Source organism: Methanobrevibacter gottschalkii DSM 11977 (assembly GCF_003814835.1).
In the GTDB taxonomy this organism is placed as follows: Archaea; Methanobacteriota; Methanobacteria; order Methanobacteriales; family Methanobacteriaceae; genus Methanocatella; species Methanocatella gottschalkii.
The window spans coordinates 15,224-37,838 of sequence record NZ_RKRG01000001.1 but is presented as its reverse complement, the minus strand read 5'-3'; the positions used below and the strand labels follow the sequence as shown (position 1 = coordinate 37,838).

At 29.5% G+C, this 22,615-nt stretch carries 23 protein-coding genes; 10 read left to right on the top strand and 13 right to left on the bottom strand.

All coding sequences use genetic code 11. From position 1 onward, the window contains the following. Window positions 1-14 precede the first annotated feature (14 nt). Genes cobK through EDC42_RS00155 form a run of 3 tightly spaced genes read right to left on the bottom strand, consistent with a single transcriptional unit; the run spans window position 15 to window position 3,620 of the window. Entirely contained in the window at window positions 15-800 is a 786-nt protein-coding gene (gene cobK, locus EDC42_RS00165) for a precorrin-6A reductase (RefSeq protein ID WP_069575020.1), read from the bottom strand. Further along, window positions 797-3,226, bottom strand: coding sequence for a cation-translocating P-type ATPase (locus EDC42_RS00160; RefSeq protein WP_069575019.1), 2,430 nt, complete (start codon window positions 3,224-3,226; stop codon window positions 797-799). Before EDC42_RS00160 ends, cobK begins: the two co-directional genes overlap by 4 nt. A 4-nt stretch (window positions 3,227-3,230) precedes the next feature. Then, a complete protein-coding gene (locus tag EDC42_RS00155) occupies window positions 3,231-3,620 on the bottom strand; it encodes a UPF0146 family protein (RefSeq protein WP_069575018.1) in 390 nt (129 codons plus the stop codon). 69 nt (window positions 3,621-3,689) lie between these two features. Here EDC42_RS00155 and rimI point away from each other — a divergent pair, with 69 nt between their 5' ends. After that, window positions 3,690-4,145 carry a ribosomal protein S18-alanine N-acetyltransferase gene (rimI, locus tag EDC42_RS00150; protein WP_069575017.1) on the top strand — a complete coding sequence of 152 codons (456 nt, stop codon included), beginning with the start codon at window positions 3,690-3,692 and terminating at the stop codon, window positions 4,143-4,145. Here rimI and EDC42_RS00145 read toward each other — a convergent pair. Further along, complete coding sequence (locus EDC42_RS00145) at window positions 4,116-4,634, bottom strand: zinc ribbon domain-containing protein (RefSeq protein WP_069575016.1); 519 nt, start codon at window positions 4,632-4,634, stop codon at window positions 4,116-4,118. The two genes, rimI and EDC42_RS00145, sit on opposite strands and share 30 nt — an antisense overlap. A 97-nt stretch (window positions 4,635-4,731) precedes the next feature. Here EDC42_RS00145 and EDC42_RS00140 point away from each other — a divergent pair, with 97 nt between their 5' ends. Beyond that, window positions 4,732-5,700, top strand: a complete 969-nt coding sequence (locus EDC42_RS00140; RefSeq protein ID WP_069575015.1) for a hypothetical protein — start codon at window positions 4,732-4,734, stop codon at window positions 5,698-5,700. Here the strand turns inward: EDC42_RS00140 and dusB are convergent. Beyond that, complete coding sequence (gene dusB / locus EDC42_RS00135; RefSeq protein ID WP_069575024.1) at window positions 5,647-6,666, bottom strand: tRNA dihydrouridine synthase DusB; 1,020 nt, start codon at window positions 6,664-6,666, stop codon at window positions 5,647-5,649. The two genes, EDC42_RS00140 and dusB, sit on opposite strands and share 54 nt — an antisense overlap. A 143-nt stretch (window positions 6,667-6,809) precedes the next feature. Between dusB and prf1 the strand changes: the two genes are divergently transcribed. Beyond that, entirely contained in the window at window positions 6,810-8,054 is a 1,245-nt protein-coding gene (prf1, locus tag EDC42_RS00130; protein WP_069575014.1) for a peptide chain release factor aRF-1, read from the top strand. Here the strand turns inward: prf1 and EDC42_RS00125 are convergent. Next, window positions 8,051-8,302, bottom strand: coding sequence for a hypothetical protein (locus EDC42_RS00125; protein WP_069575013.1), 252 nt, complete (start codon window positions 8,300-8,302; stop codon window positions 8,051-8,053). The genes prf1 and EDC42_RS00125 overlap by 4 nt on opposite strands. A gap of 517 nt (window positions 8,303-8,819) precedes the next feature. Here EDC42_RS00125 and gdhA point away from each other — a divergent pair. After that, window positions 8,820-10,154, top strand: coding sequence for an NADP-specific glutamate dehydrogenase (gene gdhA, locus EDC42_RS00120; protein WP_069575012.1), 1,335 nt, complete (start codon window positions 8,820-8,822; stop codon window positions 10,152-10,154). Window positions 10,155-10,230: 76 nt separating this feature from the next. Here the strand turns inward: gdhA and EDC42_RS00115 are convergent, their stop codons facing one another. Next, window positions 10,231-10,488, bottom strand: a complete 258-nt coding sequence (locus tag EDC42_RS00115) for a hypothetical protein (protein WP_069575011.1) — start codon at window positions 10,486-10,488, stop codon at window positions 10,231-10,233. 361 nt (window positions 10,489-10,849) lie between these two features. Here EDC42_RS00115 and EDC42_RS00110 point away from each other — a divergent pair, with 361 nt between their 5' ends. The 3 genes from EDC42_RS00110 to EDC42_RS00100 all read left to right on the top strand — a co-directional run bounded on the left by EDC42_RS00110 (window position 10,850) and on the right by EDC42_RS00100 (window position 12,470). Continuing rightward, the gene (locus EDC42_RS00110) at window positions 10,850-11,185 is read left to right on the top strand and encodes an N-acetyltransferase (RefSeq protein ID WP_069575010.1); all 336 of its coding nucleotides are present in this window, start codon (window positions 10,850-10,852) and stop codon (window positions 11,183-11,185) included. Between the two features lie 47 nt (window positions 11,186-11,232). After that, entirely contained in the window at window positions 11,233-11,631 is a 399-nt protein-coding gene (locus EDC42_RS00105; protein ID WP_123833364.1) for a hypothetical protein, read from the top strand. Between the two features lie 104 nt (window positions 11,632-11,735). After that, window positions 11,736-12,470, top strand: coding sequence for a hypothetical protein (locus tag EDC42_RS00100; protein ID WP_069575008.1), 735 nt, complete (start codon window positions 11,736-11,738; stop codon window positions 12,468-12,470). 111 nt (window positions 12,471-12,581) lie between these two features. Here EDC42_RS00100 and EDC42_RS00095 read toward each other — a convergent pair whose 3' ends face one another. After that, window positions 12,582-13,058 carry a GNAT family N-acetyltransferase gene (locus EDC42_RS00095; RefSeq protein WP_069575007.1) on the bottom strand — a complete coding sequence of 159 codons (477 nt, stop codon included), beginning with the start codon at window positions 13,056-13,058 and terminating at the stop codon, window positions 12,582-12,584. Window positions 13,059-13,133: 75 nt separating this feature from the next. On the opposite strand from EDC42_RS00095, the gene EDC42_RS00090 reads away from it, so the two are divergent. Beyond that, entirely contained in the window at window positions 13,134-13,553 is a 420-nt protein-coding gene (locus tag EDC42_RS00090; RefSeq protein ID WP_069575006.1) for a PaaI family thioesterase, read from the top strand. On the opposite strand, the gene EDC42_RS00085 is transcribed toward EDC42_RS00090, so the two are convergent. The 5 genes from EDC42_RS00085 to EDC42_RS00065 all read right to left on the bottom strand — a co-directional run bounded on the left by EDC42_RS00085 (window position 13,550) and on the right by EDC42_RS00065 (window position 19,696). Then, on the bottom strand, window positions 13,550-14,332 hold the full coding sequence (locus EDC42_RS00085) for a TrmB family transcriptional regulator (RefSeq protein ID WP_069575005.1): 783 nt from the start codon (window positions 14,330-14,332) through the stop codon (window positions 13,550-13,552). The two genes, EDC42_RS00090 and EDC42_RS00085, sit on opposite strands and share 4 nt — an antisense overlap. A gap of 415 nt (window positions 14,333-14,747) precedes the next feature. After that, entirely contained in the window at window positions 14,748-15,941 is a 1,194-nt protein-coding gene (locus EDC42_RS00080) for an aspartate kinase (protein WP_069575004.1), read from the bottom strand. A gap of 502 nt (window positions 15,942-16,443) precedes the next feature. Then, on the bottom strand, window positions 16,444-17,535 hold the full coding sequence (locus tag EDC42_RS00075) for an ABC transporter ATP-binding protein (protein ID WP_069575023.1): 1,092 nt from the start codon (window positions 17,533-17,535) through the stop codon (window positions 16,444-16,446). Between the two features lie 28 nt (window positions 17,536-17,563). Further along, a complete protein-coding gene (locus EDC42_RS00070) occupies window positions 17,564-18,334 on the bottom strand; it encodes an ABC transporter permease (RefSeq protein ID WP_069575003.1) in 771 nt (256 codons plus the stop codon). Between the two features lie 306 nt (window positions 18,335-18,640). Beyond that, window positions 18,641-19,696, bottom strand: a complete 1,056-nt coding sequence (locus tag EDC42_RS00065) for a DUF6270 domain-containing protein (RefSeq protein WP_069574735.1) — start codon at window positions 19,694-19,696, stop codon at window positions 18,641-18,643. 170 nt (window positions 19,697-19,866) lie between these two features. Between EDC42_RS00065 and EDC42_RS00060 the strand changes: the two genes are divergently transcribed. Beyond that, the gene (locus EDC42_RS00060; RefSeq protein WP_069574736.1) at window positions 19,867-20,673 is read left to right on the top strand and encodes an LbetaH domain-containing protein; all 807 of its coding nucleotides are present in this window, start codon (window positions 19,867-19,869) and stop codon (window positions 20,671-20,673) included. Between the two features lie 15 nt (window positions 20,674-20,688). Continuing rightward, window positions 20,689-22,614, top strand: coding sequence for a bifunctional glycosyltransferase/CDP-glycerol:glycerophosphate glycerophosphotransferase (locus tag EDC42_RS00055; RefSeq protein WP_083234856.1), 1,926 nt, complete (start codon window positions 20,689-20,691; stop codon window positions 22,612-22,614). Window position 22,615 lies beyond the last annotated feature (1 nt).

Here is a 22,615-nt window from a genome sequence, read left to right as displayed (position 1 = left end):
TTTTATATCTATTTTTAAAAAAAGTTTTTTAATTCAACATCTAATTCATCTAAATTGGATACAATATTTTTTTTATTTATTTCTTTTATCTGTGGTCTTCGAATCATAACCACTGCAATGTTTTTCGCATTGGCTGCTTCTATTTTATCAATAACTCCTCCTATTTCACCACTTTCTTTAGTAATTATTACACTGGCATTGTATTTTTCAATCAGTTCGATATTTTCTTTTGTGCTTGCAGCACCGGTCATTGGAATAATATGGTTGGGGTTTATATTTAGTTCATTACATTTTTCAACAGATTTTTCCACTTTCAAAATTCTTGGATAAAACCTGTCTGTTGGGATATTTTTTAGGATGTCTTCCATGGTGTTAGCACCTGCAAAATGCAGTACATTTCCTTTACTGAATTCACTAGCTATTAATTTTCCCGCTTCAATGAATGAATTTACATAATACACATTTGATGTGTCAATGTTTTCAAGGTTGGTGATAGGTCTTTCAAAGCGTAAATATGGTATTTTCAATTCATTTTCAATGCTTGCGCTAGTCTGTGTTATGTGCTCTGCAAAAGGGTGGGTTGCATCAATTAAAATATCATAATTTTTACTTATTATCATATCAATTATTTCTTCTTTTGGAAGCGGTCGGGCTATTGTATCATCGCTTCCGCCTTCCTTTGCAAGTTTAGCGCCATATTCTGTTGTTGTGGTTGTTAGAATATATGCATCATAATTCTTTTTTATAAATTTGATAATATTTATTGAGTCTTTTGTACCGCCTAATAGGAAAATCTTCATTTTATCACTTTATTCATTATTTTCTGAGCAGCTATTATTGTTGATGCAACAATAATTATGATTGTCCATTCTGCAATGCCGATTGCAGTTGTTCTAAATATTATTTGTAGCTGCGGTATGTATATTATTAGCAATTGGAGCATGAATGACAATGCAAGTCCAATATATAAATATTTGCTTGATTTAGTCGAGTTTGATCTTCCGTTAAATGCATTAAATAATTGGTAAACTACAAATAATGTAAATGCAACACTCATTGCTTTTTCAGTTGGTGCACCACTATATATCTCCCAGCTAAATACTAGAATTGTTCCGGTAGCCATCACTAATCCTAATAGAAATATTTCAGTTAATGTTTTTTTGGTTAAGATGTCTCCGGTTTCAGGAGGTCTTGCCATTGTATCTTTTTCAGCACCTTCCATACCTAATGTTTGTGCCGGCGGGCCGTCCATAACTATATTCAACCACAATAATTGTGCAGGATTGAATGGCAGAGGTAAATTGAGTAGGCTTGTTCCGACTATTGTTAGAATAGCACCCACATTTGTTGATACTTGGAATTTGACGAATCTTTTAATGTTGTCGTAAATTTTACGCCCTTCTTTTATTGCTTTTACAATTGTTGAAAAATCATTGTCCTGTAAAATCATGTCCGATGACTCTTTAGAAACATCAGTACCATCGCCCATTGCAATACCTATTGATGCTTTTTTAAGAGCAGGTGCATCGTTAATTCCGTCTCCTGTCATTGCAACTATGTTTCCTAAATCTTTTAAAGCTTCAACTATTCTCATTTTTTGAGCAGGTTTTACCCTTGCATAAACCTGAATATCATCTGCAATGGCCAGATATTCCTCATCACTGATTTTTTCTAATTCTTTGCCTGTAATTACACGGCCGTCAGTTAATATTCCAAGCTGCTTTGCTATTGCACTTGCCGTTTTTTCATGGTCTCCGGTAATCATTCTTACTTTAATTCCAGCATTAATGCATTCCTTCACTGCTTTTTTGGCATTTTTCTTTGGGGGATCAATTAATCCAAGCAGTCCTGTAAAAATGAGATTTTCTTCAGGTCGTTCATCATCATTGATTTTGTATGCAAATCCGATTACTCTTAATGCTTCATCACTCATTTCATCAATTCTTTTAACTACAGTTTCCTTTATTTCTTCATCAAGTATTTCTATACTTCCGTTGTTATCTATATATTTGCAGTTATTTAGAATTATTTCTGGTGCACCTTTTGATAAAACAATTTTATTTTCACTGTCTAACCTATGTATTGTGGTCATCATTTTACGGTTGCTGTCAAGAGGGATTTCATCAATGCGCTCAAGGGAAGTTTCATAATTTTGTGCAAATCTTAAAATAGCTCCGTCAGTCTGATTTCCGATAAGGGCATTATCTTTAATTATCGCATTGTTGCATAATTTTGAAATTAACAATAATTTGTCTTTGTTTAATAAATAACTCTCAACAACACTCATTTTATTATCAGTTAATGTTCCTGTCTTGTCACTGCAGATGATGGTACATGAACCTAATGTTTCAACAGATAATAATCTTTTAACAAGAGCATCTGATGATGCCATCTCAGACATTCCAAGTGCAAGTGTTAATGTTAAAACTGCAGGAAGACCTTCAGGAATTGCTGCAACTGCTAGTGAAACAGCAGTCATAAACGTTTCCACAATACCTGCTCCCTGGATTAATTCTAAAATAAAAATAACTGTACAAACCAAAATCGCAATTGCTGATAAGATTTTTCCAAGTTTTCCAACTTTCACTGCAAGCGGTGTCTTCTCATCTTCTTCATGAACAATTTCTGCGATTTTCCCGATTTCCGTATCCATTCCGATATCTGTAACAATTCCAAGCCCATGGCCTGAAATAATATTGGAATCCATAAAAACAGCATCTTTTTCTTCTTTTATAACCGCTTCAGATTCTCCTGTTAGGAATGATTCATCACAGTTTATATCATTGCTTTCAATTAGTATTAAATCGGCAGGTGATTTATTTCCTTCTTCAAGAATTACAATATCACCAATGGTCAAGAATCTAGCATCAACTTCAAGGACTTCATTATTCCTTTTAACAATGGCTTTTTTGACCATTAAATCTTTAAGGCTATTGACTGCTCTTATTGACCGATATTCCTGAATGAATCCGATTATTACATTTAAAAGCACTGCAAGTAAAATCACTCCTGCATCTATTGTATCACCAATTGCAAAAGATGCAATGGCTGCAATAATTAAAAGAGCTATTAAAATATCTGCAAACTGGGATAAAAATAATATTATTGGTGGTGTTGGTTTTTTTTCATCAAGCTCGTTTAAACCGTATCTTTCATGCCTTTTAAGAACTTCACTTTCGCTTAATCCATCAGGTGTTGTATTATATTTTTTTAGAAGTTTTTCCATTAAATTACCTCAATATATAAAAACTAGCTTTCTTATAGTTTTTTAGTTTCATTTTAACTCTGCCAGTATTTAAATCTTCATTTGTCAAAGGTTTTATTATTAACTGGGAGTTTATCTTTTCAGCAAGATTAATTAGATGAGGCTGAAGTTCACTTGGCGGTCTGATTGAGTAGATAATATCAACATCTTTGTATAATTCAAGATTGGGATTTGTAACGTCGTCTTTTATCACTGTTGAATCTTTTGGGTGAATATCTGTTTTAAGAACGGTTATGTTCTTCTTTTCGGATAATATTTCTGATATTTTGTCGAATTTTCCAACACCAATCTCTGCAATTTTAACCGGATCATCTCCGGCTTCGCTTAAAATGTAATCTCCAAAATCTTGCCACATATTTAATCCTCATTTAATATTTAATATACCAAACTATTAAATATCTTGGTTTTTATAGTTAATGTTGTTATGATTATACGAAAATTCAATCCAAATGATTTAAAAAGAGTTTTTGAAATAGAAAACATGTCTTTTGACCAGTCTTACGGAATAAAAATGTTTCAGCAGTTATATGAAATGGGTATTGGATTTTTAGTTGCAGAACATGAAGGTCATGTGATTGGTTATGTGATGTTTTGGATTAAATACGAATTTAATGGACATATCATATCAATAGCTGTTGATGAAAATTACAGGCGTTTAGGTGCTGGAACTAAACTTTTAGTTAAAGCTATTTCTATTTTGTCCATGCTTAATATTGATAATATTTACTTGGAAGTAAATGAACATAATGATGGAGCTATTGAATTTTATAGGAGATTTAATTTTCAGATAGATAGAACTGTTCCGAATTATTATGCAAGTGGTGATGGTGCAGTTATTATGTATCTGCCGTTAAGGAAGGGTCATATTTCCAGCAATTAATTGTTGATAGTTGGTAATTGCATCTGCAGGAATCATTCCGGTTGCATATAATGCGGCAATTAATACGATATAGAATGCAAATATTGCAAGTTGTATGATTCCATGTTTTCTAACAGTCGCTTCTTTTCTTGTAACTAAATAAACTGCAATGATCAATCCTAAAAGACCGCCTAAAATTGAAAAGATATATCCCAGTATTATAATCCATTTAATCCATCCGCCGCTGTTTTTTTGAATAGGTGTTCCAGCAACTTCTTTGTTTATTACTATTGGGGTTATATTCCTTTGCTCTTCATTCGGATGATTCTTAAAAACGAGTGGCGCACCACATTTAACACAGAAATCTGCTTCATTCGGATTTTCATGTCCGCATAAAGGACATAAATTCTTTGTGGCGTCTATTTTTGCAAATTCCCACCCACATTTTATACAAAAACCATATTGATCATCACTTGTCGAACCACATTGCGGGCATCTTCTAAAAACCATACTATCACTTAATTTAATAATTAACTAATTAATATATTATAAAGTTTTTCAATTATTACCATAATTATATTAAACTCGCATTAGATATTTTAATTAAATGATTGAAAAAATAGAGATTACGCAAAGATTTAATTTCAAACGTCTTAATCGCCATTATGAATGTTTCACAATTGATTTTTCAAATAATTCGGCATACTATAAAATCTCTGAGAGGGGCAGCGGTGATAAGTTTTTAAGTGAAAGTGATCTTTGTGACGATTCCTGGATTGAAATCTTGAGCGGGCTGCGTCGTAACATGACAAGTGAAATCTGCCATTTCAATCTTAAACAAGCTGATAAATTCTTGAATGATTTTAATAAGCTAAATCTTTTTAAAGATTTCAGGTCTGAAAATTTTTCTTATTTTGAAAAAATAGAGTTGATTTATTCATGCAATATTATTATCTATTCAACTGATAACTATGAGGAATATGCTTTTAAGAATAACTTTCCGATAAATTGGATTAAGTTTGGTGAAATCTTAAAAGAACTATTAAATTTTGATGTCCTCCATCTTGATTATCAAAAACAGATGGTCACCCCATTATTCTATGACGTATGTTTGGATGGTGTTTATTATGATGGGGAGCTATTGAAACTTAAAGCTATTGAATTTGGACATTACAGGACTTATCCCTATGATATTCCAAAACCAAGATTAATCATCGATTTTAATAAAAAGAGGATTGACGGTTATATTGATAAAAATTTGTCTTCTGGCGATGAGAATGCAATTTTAAGTTTACTTGAAAAGTATCATGTTTATAACTGGATTTTTGATGAATATCACAACAAATCTAATACTCGGGATCCTGATGATTTGGAAGGATATGACTGGTATCTGGAAATGGTTTTTGAAGAGGGGATTATTTGGCATTTGTTTGGATATAATGACTATCCGGATACATATGTCTGTTTAGCTCGTGAGGTTGAAAAACTCACTGGTATGGATCTTTTGGAAATAAACACAATTTCAGGAGAGGATTTGGTTTTGTTTGACAAATTCTCTAAGATGCTGCTTATGTGAAGCCAAATACTCATCTAAAAGACTGAATATTTCCTCTTTTGAATTCATTTTAAACAATTTTGGTTTGATATCTGCAGTGTTATACATTCCTTTCATGTAGTATGCAGTCTGTGTTCTCATTCTGGAAATTGCTAATTTTTCCGCTTGAGTTTTCTCAATTATATCAGCATGCCTTTTGGCCATATTTATTTTTTCTTCAACTGAAATTTTTTCAGGTTCCATGCCATAATCTATGTAGTCAATGCATTGTTTTACAAGCCAGGGATTTCCAAGCGTTGCTCTGCCGATCATTATTGCATCACAGCCAGTTTCATCAAGCATTCTTTTAGCATCATAACATGATTTAATATCTCCGTTTCCGATAACTGGTATGGATACATGGTTTTTAACATCCTTGATTATTGACCAGTCTGCAGGAATGTCGTACCTTTGATGTCTTGTACGGGGATGGACAGTAATTGCTGAAGCCCCCGCCTCTTCGATTATTTGCGCCATTTCAACTGCATTAATGCTACTTTTATCCCACCCGCTCCTAATTTTAACAGTGACCGGTATTGGAACACTATCAACAACGGTTTCCACAATGCTTCTTGCTTTTTCAGGATTCTTTAAAAGCGCACTTCCAGCTTTTGATTTAATGGCTACTTTTTTAACGGGACATCCCATATTAATGTCGATAATGTCAGGTTTCATATTTTCATAGATGTATTTGGAAGCAATTTTAAAAGAGTCAGTGCCGCAACCGAAAATCTGCTGTGAGATAGGCCTTTCTTCGTCTTTCATAAATAGCATTTCTTGTGTTTTAAAATTGTTATACATTATAGCTTTATCTGAAACCATTTCTGTTTCAATCAAACCGCAACCCATGGATTTGATTATGCTTCTGAATGCATAGTCACATATCCCTGCCATGGGTGCTAAGACTATCTGATTTGATATTTTGACATTACCAATTTTCCATTTCATTACATTTTTATTTCTTTTAATTATTTTTATGTTTTTTGCCGCTTTCAAAAAATAGTATAAAATGGCTATTTTTTAATTAATTATTTATATATAAAAAAAGAAAATTAATACTATTATATTAATTTAATTTTTATAGGGATAACATGGCTGAAGTATCATCAAAAGAGTTATATGAATTTAAAAAAACTTTAAAAGAACTATCTGGAAAAAGAGGTAGAGGTACAGAGCTTGTTTCCGTTTACATTCCACATGATAAGCAATTAAGTGATGTTGGTAAGCACATGAGAGATGAACTCGGACAAAGTGCTAACATTAAGAGTAAACAAACAAGAAAAAATGTACAATCCGCAATCGAAGTAATTTTACAAAGTATACGCTTATATAAACAACCTCCAGAAAATGGTCTGGTTTTGTTTGTGGGCATGATTCCTAAAGGAGGTCCGGGCACTGAAAAAATGGAAAAATATATTTTAGAACCTCCTGAACCAATCACTACTTACTGGTATAAATGCAATAATGAATTTTTCATTGAACCTTTGGAAGAAATCATTGAAGAGAGAGACACCTATGGTCTTGCAGTAGTTGACAGAAAAGAAGCTACTGTCGCTACTTTAAAGGGTAAAAAGGTCAATATTCTAACTCACCTGACAAGTGGTGTTCCAGGTAAGCACAAAGCAGGAGGGCAATCACAAAGAAGGTTTGACCGTGTAATTGACCTTGCGGCTCACGAGTTCAAAAAACGTATTGGGGAACATATGAATGATGACTTCTTGGAGCTTAAAGATGATTTGAAAGGAATCATCGTTGGCGGACCAGGTTTCACCAAAGAGGAATTTATCCAGGGGGACTATCTTCAATATGAGCTTAAGGATAAAATAATAGCAACTGTTGATACATCATACACTGGAGAACCGGGTATTCGTGAAGTCATTGATAAATCTGCAGATATTTTGGATAATTTGGATGTTATGCATGAGAAAAAACAGGTTCAAAGATTCCTGAAAGAATTAACTAAAGATAAAGGTTTATGTTCTTATGGTGAAAATCAGGTTAGAAATAATTTGATTATGGGTGCTGTTGACACTCTGCTGTTATCAGAAGATTTGTCAAGTATGCGTAAAACATTTGAATGTACCAATTGCGGAACTCAAATTGAAGTCACTGTTAAAACTCAGGCTGAAGCGGATAAATTCAATGAAAGATGTCCTAATTGTAACGATACTTTTAAAGAAGTGGCTTCAAAAGATTTGACTGATGAATTTGTTGAAAAAGCAGAAGAGATGAATACAAATGTTGAATTCATTTCCACTGAAACTGAAGAGGGCATGCAGCTTTTCAGAGCATTCGGTGGTATTGCTGCTATTTTAAGGTATTATGTAGAATATTAGTTATAGTATTTTGGAGATTTGTCCAAATTTTCTATAATGTTATTTCTCTTTTTTTCTTTTTTCATTGTATAAAAATCATTTAATCCTTCCTCTTGTCTGATTTTATTTATTAATTTGAAAAATAAATGTTTGTCGACTTTGTTTTCTTTATTGATTTCAGCATATAGTGAATGCATTGTTCTGTTTTTTGTAAGATAGCTATTTTTCAAATCATTATATTGGGATTTAGTTAATTTTTCCACACTCATTTTTTAACCTTATGATTTTGTCTACTAAAATTAAATTTTTAATATATTTCGTAGATTAATTTGTAAGTTATAGTATTTAAAGAGTTATGCTTTTCTGATTTATATGTGTTTTTGTTTAATATTTATCCGATATGTTTTTATTTGTTCGGAATTTTTAGATGCATTTTATTGAAATTGGCAGTTTGATTTTTTTCACACTTCGGAATTTCTTGGTTGGCAATCATTTTCCGACTTTGTCCATTATTTGATTATTTTGGTTAGACATTTTAAATTTTTATATTAAATCTTATGTCCAATTAATTATTTTTTATCTATCTTATCTATACAATGTTTATAATAATTATTGATTTTTATTAAATTTATTTGAATATTTTATTAAAAATTGAATAATATTTAAATATGAGAACATCCATACAATTAAGTATATTGTTAAATTTGCCGAAAAATTCCGGCAAAAAAATTAATTTAATAATATCATAAAAAAATAAATCTAAAATTTAATTTTGGAGGAATAATTTTGTCATACGTAGATGAAGTAATTGAAACTATTATTGAACAAAACCCTGGCGAAGCAGAATTCCACCAAGCTTTACGCGAAGTAATGGAATCTATTAGGGTCGTAGTTGAAGAAAACGAAGAAGAATACAAAAAAAATGCACTTCTTGAAAGATTAGCAAATCCTGAAAGACAAATCAAATTCCGTGTTCCTTGGGTAGATGACAACGGTCAGGTACAGGTAAACACAGGATACCGTGTACAGTTCAACAGTGCAATCGGACCTTACAAAGGAGGATTACGTTTCCACTCTTCGGTAAACATAGGTATTATTAAATTCTTAGGGTTTGAACAAATCTTCAAAAACTCTTTAACCGGTCTTCCTATTGGTGGAGGAAAAGGAGGATCTAACTTTGATCCTAAAGGAAAATCTGACAGGGAAGTCATGGCATTTTGTCAAAGTTTCATGACTGAATTATACAGACACATTGGCGCTGATACTGATGTGCCTGCTGGAGATATTGGTGTAGGCGCTCGTGAAGTTGGTTTCCTATTCGGCCAATACAAAAGACTCTCTAACTTATATGAAGGAGTATTGACTGGTAAAGGATTAACCTTCGGAGGATCCCTCACAAGAACCGAAGCTACCGGTTACGGATTATTATACTTCACTAACGCAATGTTAAAAGCAAATGATATTGACATTGCTGGTAAAACCATCGCAGTATCTGGAGCTGGAAATGTAGCAATTTATGCTATTGAAAAAGCTCAACAATTAGGCGGTAAACCAGTAACCTGTTCTGATTCAACTGGTTGGATTTACGATTCTGAAGGAATCGATGTGGAATTACTCAAAGAAATAAAAGAAGTAAAACGTGAAAGATTAACTGCATATGCGAAAGCAAGAGAAAGTGCAGAATACCACGAAGGTAAAGGTGTATGGACTGTAAAATGTGACATTGCATTGCCATGCGCTACCCAAAACGAATTGCAATTGGAAGATGCTAAATCATTAGTGGAAAATGGGGTACTTGCAGTTGCTGAAGGGGCAAACATGCCGACCACTATTGAAGCTACCGAATACTTGCAAGAAAATGATGTATTATTCGCACCGGGAAAAGCATCCAACGCTGGTGGAGTAGCTACTTCCGCTTTAGAAATGGCTCAAAACTCCCAAAGATTATCCTGGACCTTTGAAGAAGTTGATGCAAAACTCCAAAATATTATGGAAAACATCTTTGCAAATGCTGCAGCTGCTGCTGAAGAATATGGTTTAGATAAAAACTATGTTGCAGGAGCAAACATTGCAGGATTCAAAAAAGTAGTTGAAGCAATGAACGCACAAGGAATCGTATAGACTTCCTTTTCTTTTTTTCTTTTTTAACAGATTCTTAGTATGCCTCCAACTTTATCAAAATCATCATCAAATGATACTATTTCAAGATGTTATTTTCTTTCATGGTGTGGATTGCTGTGCAGTCCGCTAGTGATAACGTTCCATCAAATTTGAGGTAGTATCTAAGTGATTCTTCAAGTAATGTATCTGATTTAAATATGGTGAAGTTATCTTTAATATATTTAAATGCTATTGCCCCTACTTTTCCGCTGTGACAACTTCCAATGAGATTCAATGTTTCGATAATCATCGCTCCGGTGATTATTTTGTCTTCAGATTTTAATTTTTCAAGCAATCTAACTGCATCCTTGTGCCACTGGTCTTTTTTCGACTATTAATGCAATTATGTAAGTTGCATCTACAAATATCAAGTTATCACCATTTCAATCCTTTTGACCCTCTTTTTTTAATTTCAACGCTGTTGTATCGCAATTCATTTTTTATTAATCCAATTATGTCTTCTTCTGTAACTTTCTTTTCAATTTTCAATAGTATCCCTTCTTCTGTGTTTGTCCATGAGATTTCATCTCCTGCAGCAATGTCATATGTCCTAATTATGTTACAAAGATGTTCATTTTTATGGTTTCAAAGGAATATGTGTTCTTCACTATTTTTGCAAGTAAGATTTTATTACAATTACTATTGGGTGAGATGTTATGGATGAAGGATTGTTTCAAGATAAAAATCTTAAAGATAAGTTATTCAACGAATATCCTCATATTCTTAAAGCTATCGAGAAGGAAGGTTATATTTTAGATTACTTGTCTTTTGATGTATTTACCGAAATTCGTTTTGAAGACGATGTTGTTGGTTTTATTTCATTTTCGAGATTTGACATTGTTGAGAATTATTTTGCTATTGATGAAGCATATATAATACCTGAATATCGGGGAAATAATCTACTTTTTGAACATTTAAATAATCTGTTTCTTTTGGACAATTTCAGATATTTTCCAAGAAAACCAACAAAAGCTTTTATCAATGTTTGTTGAAAAATGATTATGCAATCAAGTTAACGTCTAATTTTATTTTAAGCTATTTGAAGTTTATAGTAGATACTGATGAGATTTATAAAAATCCGAAAATCAAAAAATTTTATAAAAAATCAGAGCATACCATCCCCTATAAGGCTAATTTATTTGATATGGATCTGTGTGGCGTAATGTTTAGAGATCCTGCAGGTAATTTCATTAAATACACTGATTTTTTTGCAGTAACTATACCTAGAAAGTACGATCTGAAAAAATATAAATGCCGTAAAAAACTAAAAAAAGTGACCGAATCATATCTTGACGATAAATATTCTGTCTGGACAGATAGTGTTGATATAATCAACGAATTCGTTGACCTGAAAGATAGGGAATTTGATGAAATGTTAAATATTGAAAATATGATTGGGATGAGGAGGAGTTATGCCAGGACTTTATTGATAGTTTAGGTCATTTTAATTTAAGTGTTGATGATGGATTTAGGATTAGACAACATATTGTTGACGGCATAAATTCTGGTCAGTTAACCAAAACTTCTTATAGGCAAAGAATATTGTATTTACTTTCAAATATTGATGCAGTTGACTGGAGTATTGATGACGGGTATGATGCTGTGGATGTATGTCCTTTTTGTGAAATGCCCGTTCCGGATTATGTCAGGTCATGTGTTGTGTGTGGTTTAAGTATAAGGGATATTGATTTTGAAGAGAATTCTATTAATAAATACACTGATTTCAGGGAAAGTTTTGATAAATTGTTTGATGATATGGACTCTAAATTGGGTAATATGATTTTTATTAAGGATGATGATGAGTTATTTGAATTTAAAACATTTTATAACAGTTTCATGTTGAATTATGATTATCATGAGTTTTTAGAATTTTACAATCGGGCGGATAAAAATCTTGAAATGCAGCAAATAGCAGAATTGTTCATTAATGATAAATTAAATAAATCCTTAGGCACTGAAAGTGAATTTGATGATTATGCTAAGTATTTGATATATTATTGCAATTATTATATTGCTAATGATGACTTGGATGATGCTTTTATATATTATGCACAAATGCTCCTGTTAATGTCCAATTATTCTGGAGACAACAACGGTGAATTATTGATTAGTGTTTATCTGTTTGATTCATTTTCATGTTATAACTGTTTATATGGTTCCCAACATTCATTTGACATTTCCAAATTATTTGATGAAGCAATAAATACTTTTAGAATAGAGGAATATAATAAAAATCATAAATTTATTTTAGAGAAATTAGAAGCCATGTTTGGTTGAAACACTTTATGATTTTTCAGTTTTTTATTTTTCATTTAATAAGTGTTAGTTTCGCGGGGTAATTTTGAATCATAAAACAAACACTGTCCATTTGATGATTTTTGATTGTTTTCATTCTTTTACAAAGTCTTTTAGCGCATCTCCTGTAAAATGGAATACATCCCAATCTTTCTGTTCTGCACCAATTGAGAGGTAAAAATCAATGCTCGGCCGGTTCCATGAAAGGCAAGTCCATTCAAACCTGCCGTAATCCCTATCTATTACTATTTTTCCAAGCTCTTTAAGCAATGCTTTACCGTATCCTCTTCTCCGATATTCGGGGTCAATGAATAAATCTTCTAAATGCATATTCACATTTCCAATATATGTTGAAAAGCTTAAGAAATAAAGTGCAAATCCGACTATATGCCTATCTTCAAGAGCAAATAGGACTTCTGCTTGTTTTTCATCGAATATCCATTTTTCAATTGATTTTTCAGTTGCAATGACCTCATCTGATCTTTTTTCATAATCTGCAAGTTTTTTAATATATTCTAAGATTAATCGGGAATCTTTTCTTTCGGCTATTTTAAATGTTAACTCGGACATATTATTTCTCCTTATTAATAGTTTGTGCAATAATTTATTTAATATTATTACCAATTAATAAAAGGAGGTAGTAAAATGGCTAATTTCAATTCACTAAAGGAAGCACGTGAATTTTTTTACAAGGATAAGTTTGCAATAAATACAGGAGTTACATTAGATGAATTAACAGAAGACAAAGCTATTTGTTCTTTAATGTTAAATGATGAGCATAGAAATGCTTATGGTGGGGTAATGGGAGGCGTAATATTTACATTGGCCGATTTTGCTTTTGCAGTATTGTCTAATCAGATCCATCAGTTAACTGTTGCTCAGCAGGTAAGTATTAATTATTTGTCCGCTCCAAAGGGGGACATGCTGATAGCCGAGGCAGCTTGCCGTAAAAGTGGCAGAACATCATCCATTGTTATTGTAGATATTTCGGATGATTTGGGTTGTGATGTTGCTCAGTTTGTAGGTACCGGGTTTAAACTGAAAAATAGCAAAATAAGAGATTAATTCTCTTGTCTGTTTTTATCAAACTCTTTTAGAATGTGTCTGCTGAAATTTTTGCAAATGTCTTCGTATGTATTGTGAACTCCAATTGCTGTTTGGGGCAATATCTCATTATTTTCACCTGTAAAACGTGTAAATGTTCTAATGAGCTCTTTTTCATCAACAATTAATAATTTCATCATTGGCAAATCTGAGGGGATAATTTCCAGATTGTCTAATTTTGTGTCTTTAAATATTTTGATGATGTCTATTTTGTGATTATTCACATAACAGAACTGATTAGCAAGAATTTTGATTTCAACGTTTCTTGGAATTTCATTAAATGCTTTAATCATAGCTTTTCCTTCACCTTCAAGTAAAAAGCCGATGCTGCATGTGATTGTCTTTCTAGCTTTTCTGATAATGCCTACTTCTTTTTCAATAATATTTTCACTGGAATGAATTAACCATATTGGAGCTTGGATTTCATCTAATTCATCATTGTATAACTTTTCCAACTTTTTTTCAGTATTTTCAAGTTCCTCAATCAATTTATTTTTTTCTTCTTTAAATATCTTGCTCGGAGGGATTATTTTATATTTTAATGGTTTTCCACCTTCAATTTCAACAAATCCCTTTCTATTCAATTCTTTTAAAACATCATATATTCTTGAGCGTGGTAATTTTGAAACTTCTGAAATTTCATCGGCCTGTCCGGTTTTTATTTTGTTAAGTCCTATATAAGCTAGTGCTTCGTAACGGTTTAATCCTAACTTTTTTAGTGAATTTATCATGTTTTCCATAGAATTTCCTTCTTATTGCTCATCTGTTTTTAAATTTCCTTATTATTCAATAAATAAATTTTGTCACATTTTACATAAGTTTAGTGACAATGTGAAATAAAACCATTTAATTTATATTATAGGAAATTAAAATGTATAAAGTGGCTAAAAACAAGTTGTGAAAGAAATGCCGTTCGAAGTTGCCTGCAGCACTTCGAATTTTTTTATTAAAAACTGCATAGTTGTAAATCACAACAATTAAAATATCATATTCGAGTCAAATTTCTTTTATTAAGTTTCCATTTGATTTAGTTGATTTTACAGTCAATTAAAAGTAGTTTAGTATTTATTTTTAACATTATCCTTATTTGAAAATGAAAAATATTTGATTCAATTTCAGAGTTCATTTTACTGCAATTGTTTAACATGTCAATAATTAATTTTTATAAGTGTTGAGCAATTTGGAAACTTCATACTTAAACTCCCATTCAACAAATAATAAAATTTCAGTTTTCGTATAATTGATTAAAACAGCATCAATGTCATTTTCAGTTAAAAGATTAGCTAATGTAATCTCACTAATCTCGGGAGATGTAATACTAAACATTGCAGTGTCCTTGTCACGTGAAATGGAACTTAAATCTTCACTTTTAACAACATGATCATGGTATAACTCATAAGCTTTATCCGCATCTTCACTGTCAATAAAAACAGTTATTGAATTGTGATGAGGATTCATCTTAAAAAGATTGATTCCATTTTCTAAAAGAATATTTGAAAGTGCAGATACAATTCCCACTTTGTTCAACAAGCTTTTACCGACAATAGTTATTGACGCAACAGGATTCTCATATAAGTCAATAGGCTTATAATCCTTAGGACCGGTAATATAAGTTCCTTCCGCTTTCAGATCCTCTTTGTTGTAATTGATGATTTTAGCATCAATTTTGGGGTGTTTATAATCAAGTGCATGAGGATGTAGAACCTGGGCACCATGGGTTGCAAGTGTTTTCATCTCATCAACAGTAATGCTTTCTAAAAGTTCGGCCTCACTAATCTTTTGAGGATCAGTTGATAGGACTCCGTCTACATCAGTTACAATAATCACTTCAGTTGCATTCAAACATTCACCAATTAAAAATGCGGTGATGTCACTTCCCCCACGGCCTAAAGTGGTAACCTGATTTTTGCATTTGCCTAAAAATCCACAGACAACCGGAACGATTCCCTGATCAAGCAAACTTTTGAGATTGTTAACTTTCTCTTTGGTTTTATCAAGATCAATCCTGGCTTCCATATAATTGGAATCAGTAATAATGGGCCATAATTCAGAATACGGATCGATGAATAAGGATTTGATGCCTAAAGATTCAAGAGTAGCTGAAAATAGTCTAACACTAGTTCTCTCACCCATACCAACAATTTCAGCATGTTGTTTTTCTGTAAGATTACATGTAATCGCATCGTTTGTAATGTTTATTAAATCATCAGTGGTTTTATTAACTGCCGATACTACAACAACAATTTCGCTGCCTTTTTTATATTCCCTTGCCACTGATTCGGCGGCTTTTCTAATTCTTTTACCGTTTCCAACAGAAGTGCCACCAAACTTTGCTACTATCAAATCCATTAAAATTCACCTAATACTACAGTATATGTATGATATTTTTATTAAAGTTTTAGATGAATTTTTTAAATACATATTTTATCATGATAAAAAATCAAAGGAAAATCTATAAATCTTTTGATTGAATAAGGAATAATAAAATTCATGTTGTATCAAATTCCGTTTCAATTGGGGGAATATTGGAATAATTAATTGTAAATGATTTTAAATATCAAAAATAATGGTTTTATAGCTATTTGCAGTATTTAAATTATGTATTTTTATCAATTGAAAATTTAATGGATTCTATTTATAGAATCTCTTTAAATATGATTCTGATTAATACAATACATATCAGTTTGATTTGAATAATTTAAAAAATAATTCATATGGTTAAATAATCTTGTTTTTATTATGTATTCTACTTGTCAAGAGTTTTCATATAATCTAATGGTTGTTTTTAAAATATATCTCAATTCTATTAAGTAAAAACAGATATGCAAAATATTAAATAAATATATACAATTTATCTAAATTTAATATTTGCTAATTGTTTATTACTGGCTTTTTCAGCATCTTTAAGATAATGATCACAGACTTTATTTACTTCACCTATTTCTCGTACTTTTCCTTTGTCTATCCAAATAGCTTTGTCACATATTTCTCTGATTTGAGGTATGGAGTGAGATACTAAAAGTACAGTAGTACCACCATCCATTAATGATTTAATTTTATCAGAACTTTTTCTTTGGAAATTAACATCTCCAACTCCTAAAATTTCATCGATTATTAGAATATCTGGTTCAACAATTGTTGCTATAGAGAAACCTAGTTTGGCGAGCATACCTGATGAATAATTTTTAATAGGGAAATCAATAAATTCTCCTAATTCTGAAAACTCAATTATTTCTTCTTCTTTTTCTTCTAAAAATTTTTTACTGTAACCTAATACTGCTCCATTTAAATAAATATTTTTTCTTCCAGAATAATTATGGTCAAAACCAGCTCCCAATGAAAGTAATGGTGATATCTTTCCATGTGTAGTTACAGTACCATTATTTATAGGGTAAATTCCAGTAATAACATTTAATAAAGTAGATTTTCCCGCTCCATTGTATCCAATAATTCCTACTTTTTCTCCTTTGTTGATTTTGAAGGAAATATTGTTTAATGCTTGAAATTTAGTTTTTTTAGACTTGTTTCTTTTCAAAGTTCTTATTATATTTTCTTTTATATTGTCAATTTTATCTGTTTCAACTTCAAAGATTAAATCGACATTATTTAATTCAATTGAAATCTCTTGATCATAATTGGGAATAATATTTGATAGGATTGTATCAACATTATTATTTTCTTCTTTTTTTAACTTTTCACTTTCTTTTGATGAAATGTTTTGAGTTATAGTTTCAAAGTCATTATATTTATTCGTTTCTGAATTAATATTCCTTATTTTATGTTCAGGTTGATTAAATTCTTCTTTAGATTCATTGAACATGTTTTTAGAGAGTATTTCTCTTTTTCGAGCATTTTCTTTTGCAATTCGTTTCTCAATTTTAGTTAATAGAATTTCAGATTCTTCTGGGGAAATATTATATTTTTTAATTAGATTTGTTTTTATTTTATCTCTTTTATTCATTTTAAACCCTCTAGAATCTCATTGCAACCTTTTTTTCGTACACTATATATACAATTATTCCAATCACTAATATTATTGTTGATAAAACTAATGAATTTATTAAATTTAATGTAGATGGCATACTTTGCCATAGTGTCATATGTCTAAATTGATCAATAATCCAAAAAATAGGATTTAAAATCATATATTGATGGTAGGGTTCTGGAATAATATCCATTGGATAAAATATTGCAGATGCATACATGGCCATTAATGTTACAACACTCCATAAATGTTGTATATCTGTATAATAAACACATAATATGGATAATATAAATCCAATGCCTGTAATCATCATTAATAATGATATAATCGGCAATATTGTGAAAGGGATTGTATTAATATTAAATGGTGCTTTTGTTACAATCATGACTGCCACTAAAATAACTAATGTGATTAAAAAGTTGATAAACTCTGCGATAATGCTTCCTAATACAAAAGCATGTTTAGGAGCAGCAGTTCTTTTCAATATATTCTTATTTCCTTTGATCGCATTCATAGCACTATTAGTTCCAGCAGTAAAAAAATCAAAAATACATTTTGCAGACAAAAAATAAACAGGATAATTCTTAATACTGCCTCCAAATAGAGTAGAAAAGATTATTGTTAACAAAATCATGATGAGTAATGGTTTTAATACACTCCATAATATTCCTAATACTGAACCTTTATATTTTGAAGCAAAATTTTTTTTAACAATCTCTTCAAATAAAAAAATTTCATTTTCTTTGATTAAACTCATAAATCCCACATTTTCATAATTTCTATATTAATTATTTAATATTTTATTTTAAGATATATATTAATGTAATTAAGAATATTTAAGGCACTTTCAAAAACTTGTGTGATTTAAATATCTGCAAGTTTTTTATTCAAAACATTTTCTTAATATTTTGGAGTTATTTTTATAATTTAAAGCTAATTAATCTGTTATTTTGAAAAATTTAAATGAATTGATTAACCGAAAAATTAGTTATCACACAAGTTTTTGAAATAGCCATATTTAATTTTATAGTTTATCGTATAAGGTTTTACGATTGTTATACATTTATTTCAATTTTAATTGTTTGATTTGTGATAATTTACTGTTATTTATAGAATTTAAAAATGCATATTCATTCGAAGTTAATATGTCTTTTAATTCTGTGATATTATTTGTTATTTCATTATTATTTTTCAGAAGGTTTTTATAGGTATTGTTTTGTTTGAATTTATGCACTATTTTGTTAATTTTCTCATTGTTATTTAATTGGATTTTAAATGTTAACAAATTTCTGTTTTGTTTTTTAAATAAATTATTTAATCTTTTTTCATTTGCATTATCTAATATTTTGTTTCTTTTTATAAATTCATTCAATTGTTTTGTAACATCCATAAAATATGAGGTATTATAATGTAATGATGAAGCACCCCAAATACTATTTTCGGATGCAAGAGTGTTTTCATCAAAATATAATACATCAACATTGAAATTTTCAATAATATGACTGTCTAATAAATCTCTATATGGGTTATATTTTTCACTTATCTTTTTATATATGCCCATTTCAGATATTGTTCCATCTGCTCTGATTAAATTAGTAACATGTCTGGTGGGATTTAATATGATTTTAGTATCAGGACAATATTTTTCTAAAAAATTAAAAAATAGATTACAATTTTCCTTCCATAATTTTAAATATTCATTTTTATTAGATTGAATTGTCATTACTTTTTTATAATTTAGGTTTTTATAGAATTCAGTTTTATCAATATGTAAATTGTTTGTAATATAATTTTTATTTTCAAATTCAATAATGCCGAAATTAACATCGTAATAAGTATCTATAATAAGATATTCTGATTTATTTTTTTTAAGTTCATTTAAAAAACTTTTATCTAAATCTTGTTTAATCCAATTGCTGAAGTTAATGTTTTTTTTTGTTTCAGGATGTATTATCAATGATTCTTCTGTGTAGTCAACTGGTGGATGCATTAAACTAATGTATGATACTCTAATTCCTGAGGGATTTATATGGAAATAATCTTTATAGTTTTTATTAATCGTACTATTAAAGATATCTCTGCAAGTACATGAACCAAATACTGTAAATTCACTAACCATATTTACACCCATTTAAAATCATTTGTAATATTTGACTTAAGTTTATTTAGTAATTTTTTATTTAAATTTAATGCATGATTAGTTTAATAATCAATACTTTAATAATATGATAAATATATATTATTAATAGTATAAATGTATTATAAAATTTTATCAATGGAGGTTTAGAAGTGGAATTAGTTAAAAAATTGGATGATGTTAAAAATTTAACTAATAACAAATTGATTGGTGCTCCAGATTTGATTAATTCTGAAATTCAGTTTCATGGGAGAAATAATATTTTAGTATGTGAGGGCACTATTAATCTGGTAAATTCTAATATTGTTTTTCAAGGAAATAATTCAATAATTTATCTTTCCTATACAAAACATGATTATAAATTGATGGTATTTGTTCGCAGTGATTCTACTATTTTTTTAGGAAAAAATAATGAAATTGGTTCTAAATTTAATATTAATATTCAAGAACATCAAAATTTAATTATTGGTGATGATTGTATTATAGGTAATGATGTAACTATTAGAACTTGTGATACACGTGCAATTTATGATTTTAATACTAAGAAAAGAATTAATTTTTCAGAAAGTATTTTCATAGGCGACCATGTCTGGATAGATCATTTTTCGTATATCTCTCGGGGTGTTCATGTGGGTTCAGGAGCCATTGTTGCTGTTCATAGTTTTTTATCACCATATTGTAAGGTTCATTCAAATAATTATGTTATGGGTAATCCAATTAAGGTGTTTAATGACAATGTTTTCTTTACAAAAGAGTTCACAGGTAGTTATAATGTTGAGGATACAATGAATTTTTCATCATATAAAAGTGATATTTTCCATTATGATTTTGTGCTTAATGAAACCTTGGCAATGGACAATATAGATAAAATTCTAAAAGATTTAACTGTAGATGAAAGGTTAGATTTTCTCGAAAAACTGTTTATTAAAAACAAACGTAAAAATAGATTTTATTATTAGGATGTTGTTAGATAAATGAAATATAATTTTAAATTTTCTATAATTATTGCAGTTTATAATGCGGAAAAATACTTAAATGAAGCTATTGATTCAATTATTGATCAATCTTTTGATTTTGAAAAAAATACTCAGTTAATTCTTGTTGATGATGGTAGTTCAGATAATTCATTAGAAATTGCTTTGCAGTATCAAAAAGACTTTCCAGATAATATTTTAGTATTGTCTAAAGAGAATGGTGGCCAAGCTAGTGCACGTAATTTAGGATTAAAATATGCCACTGGGAAATATGTGAATTTTTTAGATAGTGATGATTATTTATCTAATAATACTTTAGAAGAAGTTTATAATTTTTTTGAAAATCATTTTGATGAAATTGATATACTTGCAATACCTATGATTTTATTTGAAAGAGTTAATAAGCCTCATAGATTAAATTATAAATTTAATGAAAATAAAATAATTGATTTAATTGAAGATCCAAATAATCCTTTGTTGTCTTCATCTTCTTCATTTATTAAATCTGATGCAATCAGAGATTATAAATTTGACATTAACCTTGTTAATTTAGAAGATGCTTTAGTAATTAATAAAATATTGTTAGATAAAAAGAAGTATGCTATTTTAAATACATGTAAATATTATTATAGGCAGAGGAATTTAAGAAATTCTACAGTTGACACAATAAATTCTAAAAAAGAGTATTTTACAGATAGATTAAAAAGTTTTTATTGCAATATAATAGATTACTGTTTATCTAAAGAAGGCAACATTCCTAAATTTATCCAATATTTAATGGCTTATGATTTACAATGGTTATTGAAATTACCTAATTTAGATGTTTTGGAAACTGAAATTGAAGTTCAAGAATTTTGGGATTGTTTATATTATGTTTTAGGTTTTATAAGTACTAATGTTGTCTATGGAAATAAAAATATTCTTAATGATGTTAAACCATTCTTTCTGTATTTGCTTGGTGAAGAAAAATATATCTCTTTAGATGATGATGGTTCTGTGTTATTGAATGTGGGCACACATAATGTTGATAAATTAAGTAGACATAAAATTTGGTTAGATATAATTGATATAAAAAAGGATATATTAAATATTTCTGGGATTTTTTTAACTAATTTTCCAAATCAGAATATTTCGATAAAAGTTATTAAAGAAAGTGAAAAGCATGATAAAGAATATTTTTGCCAATATAAAAAATATAATTCTTTTGAACGTAAAAATAGGACATTTTTAGGATTTGATTGGATATTTCCATATAATTTTGATGTAAAAATTCCATTAGTTAAAAATGAAAGTTCTAAGTTAAGATTTGTTGTAAATTATCAGGATGATGAACATTTATTTTCTTTTGAATCCAGTCTGGGTTTAAATTATGGTGTAAGACTGTCTGATTTTAGTGCATGTATTAGTAAAAAACATTATATTGTTCTTTTTAAATATTCTAAACTTTTTATTTTACCTTATAAATATTCTTCAATGTTACGTTATGAGTTTAGTAATATTAAAAAAACTATTAAGGATAAACCAAATTTCTTTTTAAGTTCTATTTTTATAAGATTAGCATATTACATTTTATATCCTTTATTTTCTAATAAGAAAATTTGGATTTTTTCTGATCGTCCAGATTTTGCAGATGATAATGCAAAACATCTTTTTAAATATGCAATTAATCAAGATGATGATGTTAAAAAATTTTTTGTATTAAATAAGGATAGTAATTCATTTAATGATATGAAAAATGAGAATAAGAATGTAATATCTTTTTCTAGCTTAAAACATAGATTTTTATATTTGTATGCTGAAAAAATTATTTCATCTTATGTTAATGAAGATTTTATAAATCCTTTTTTTAACTATAATAAAGATTTATTTGATGGTTTAATTACTTCGCAAAGAGTTTTTTTTACAGCATGGAGTAACCAAAGATAAT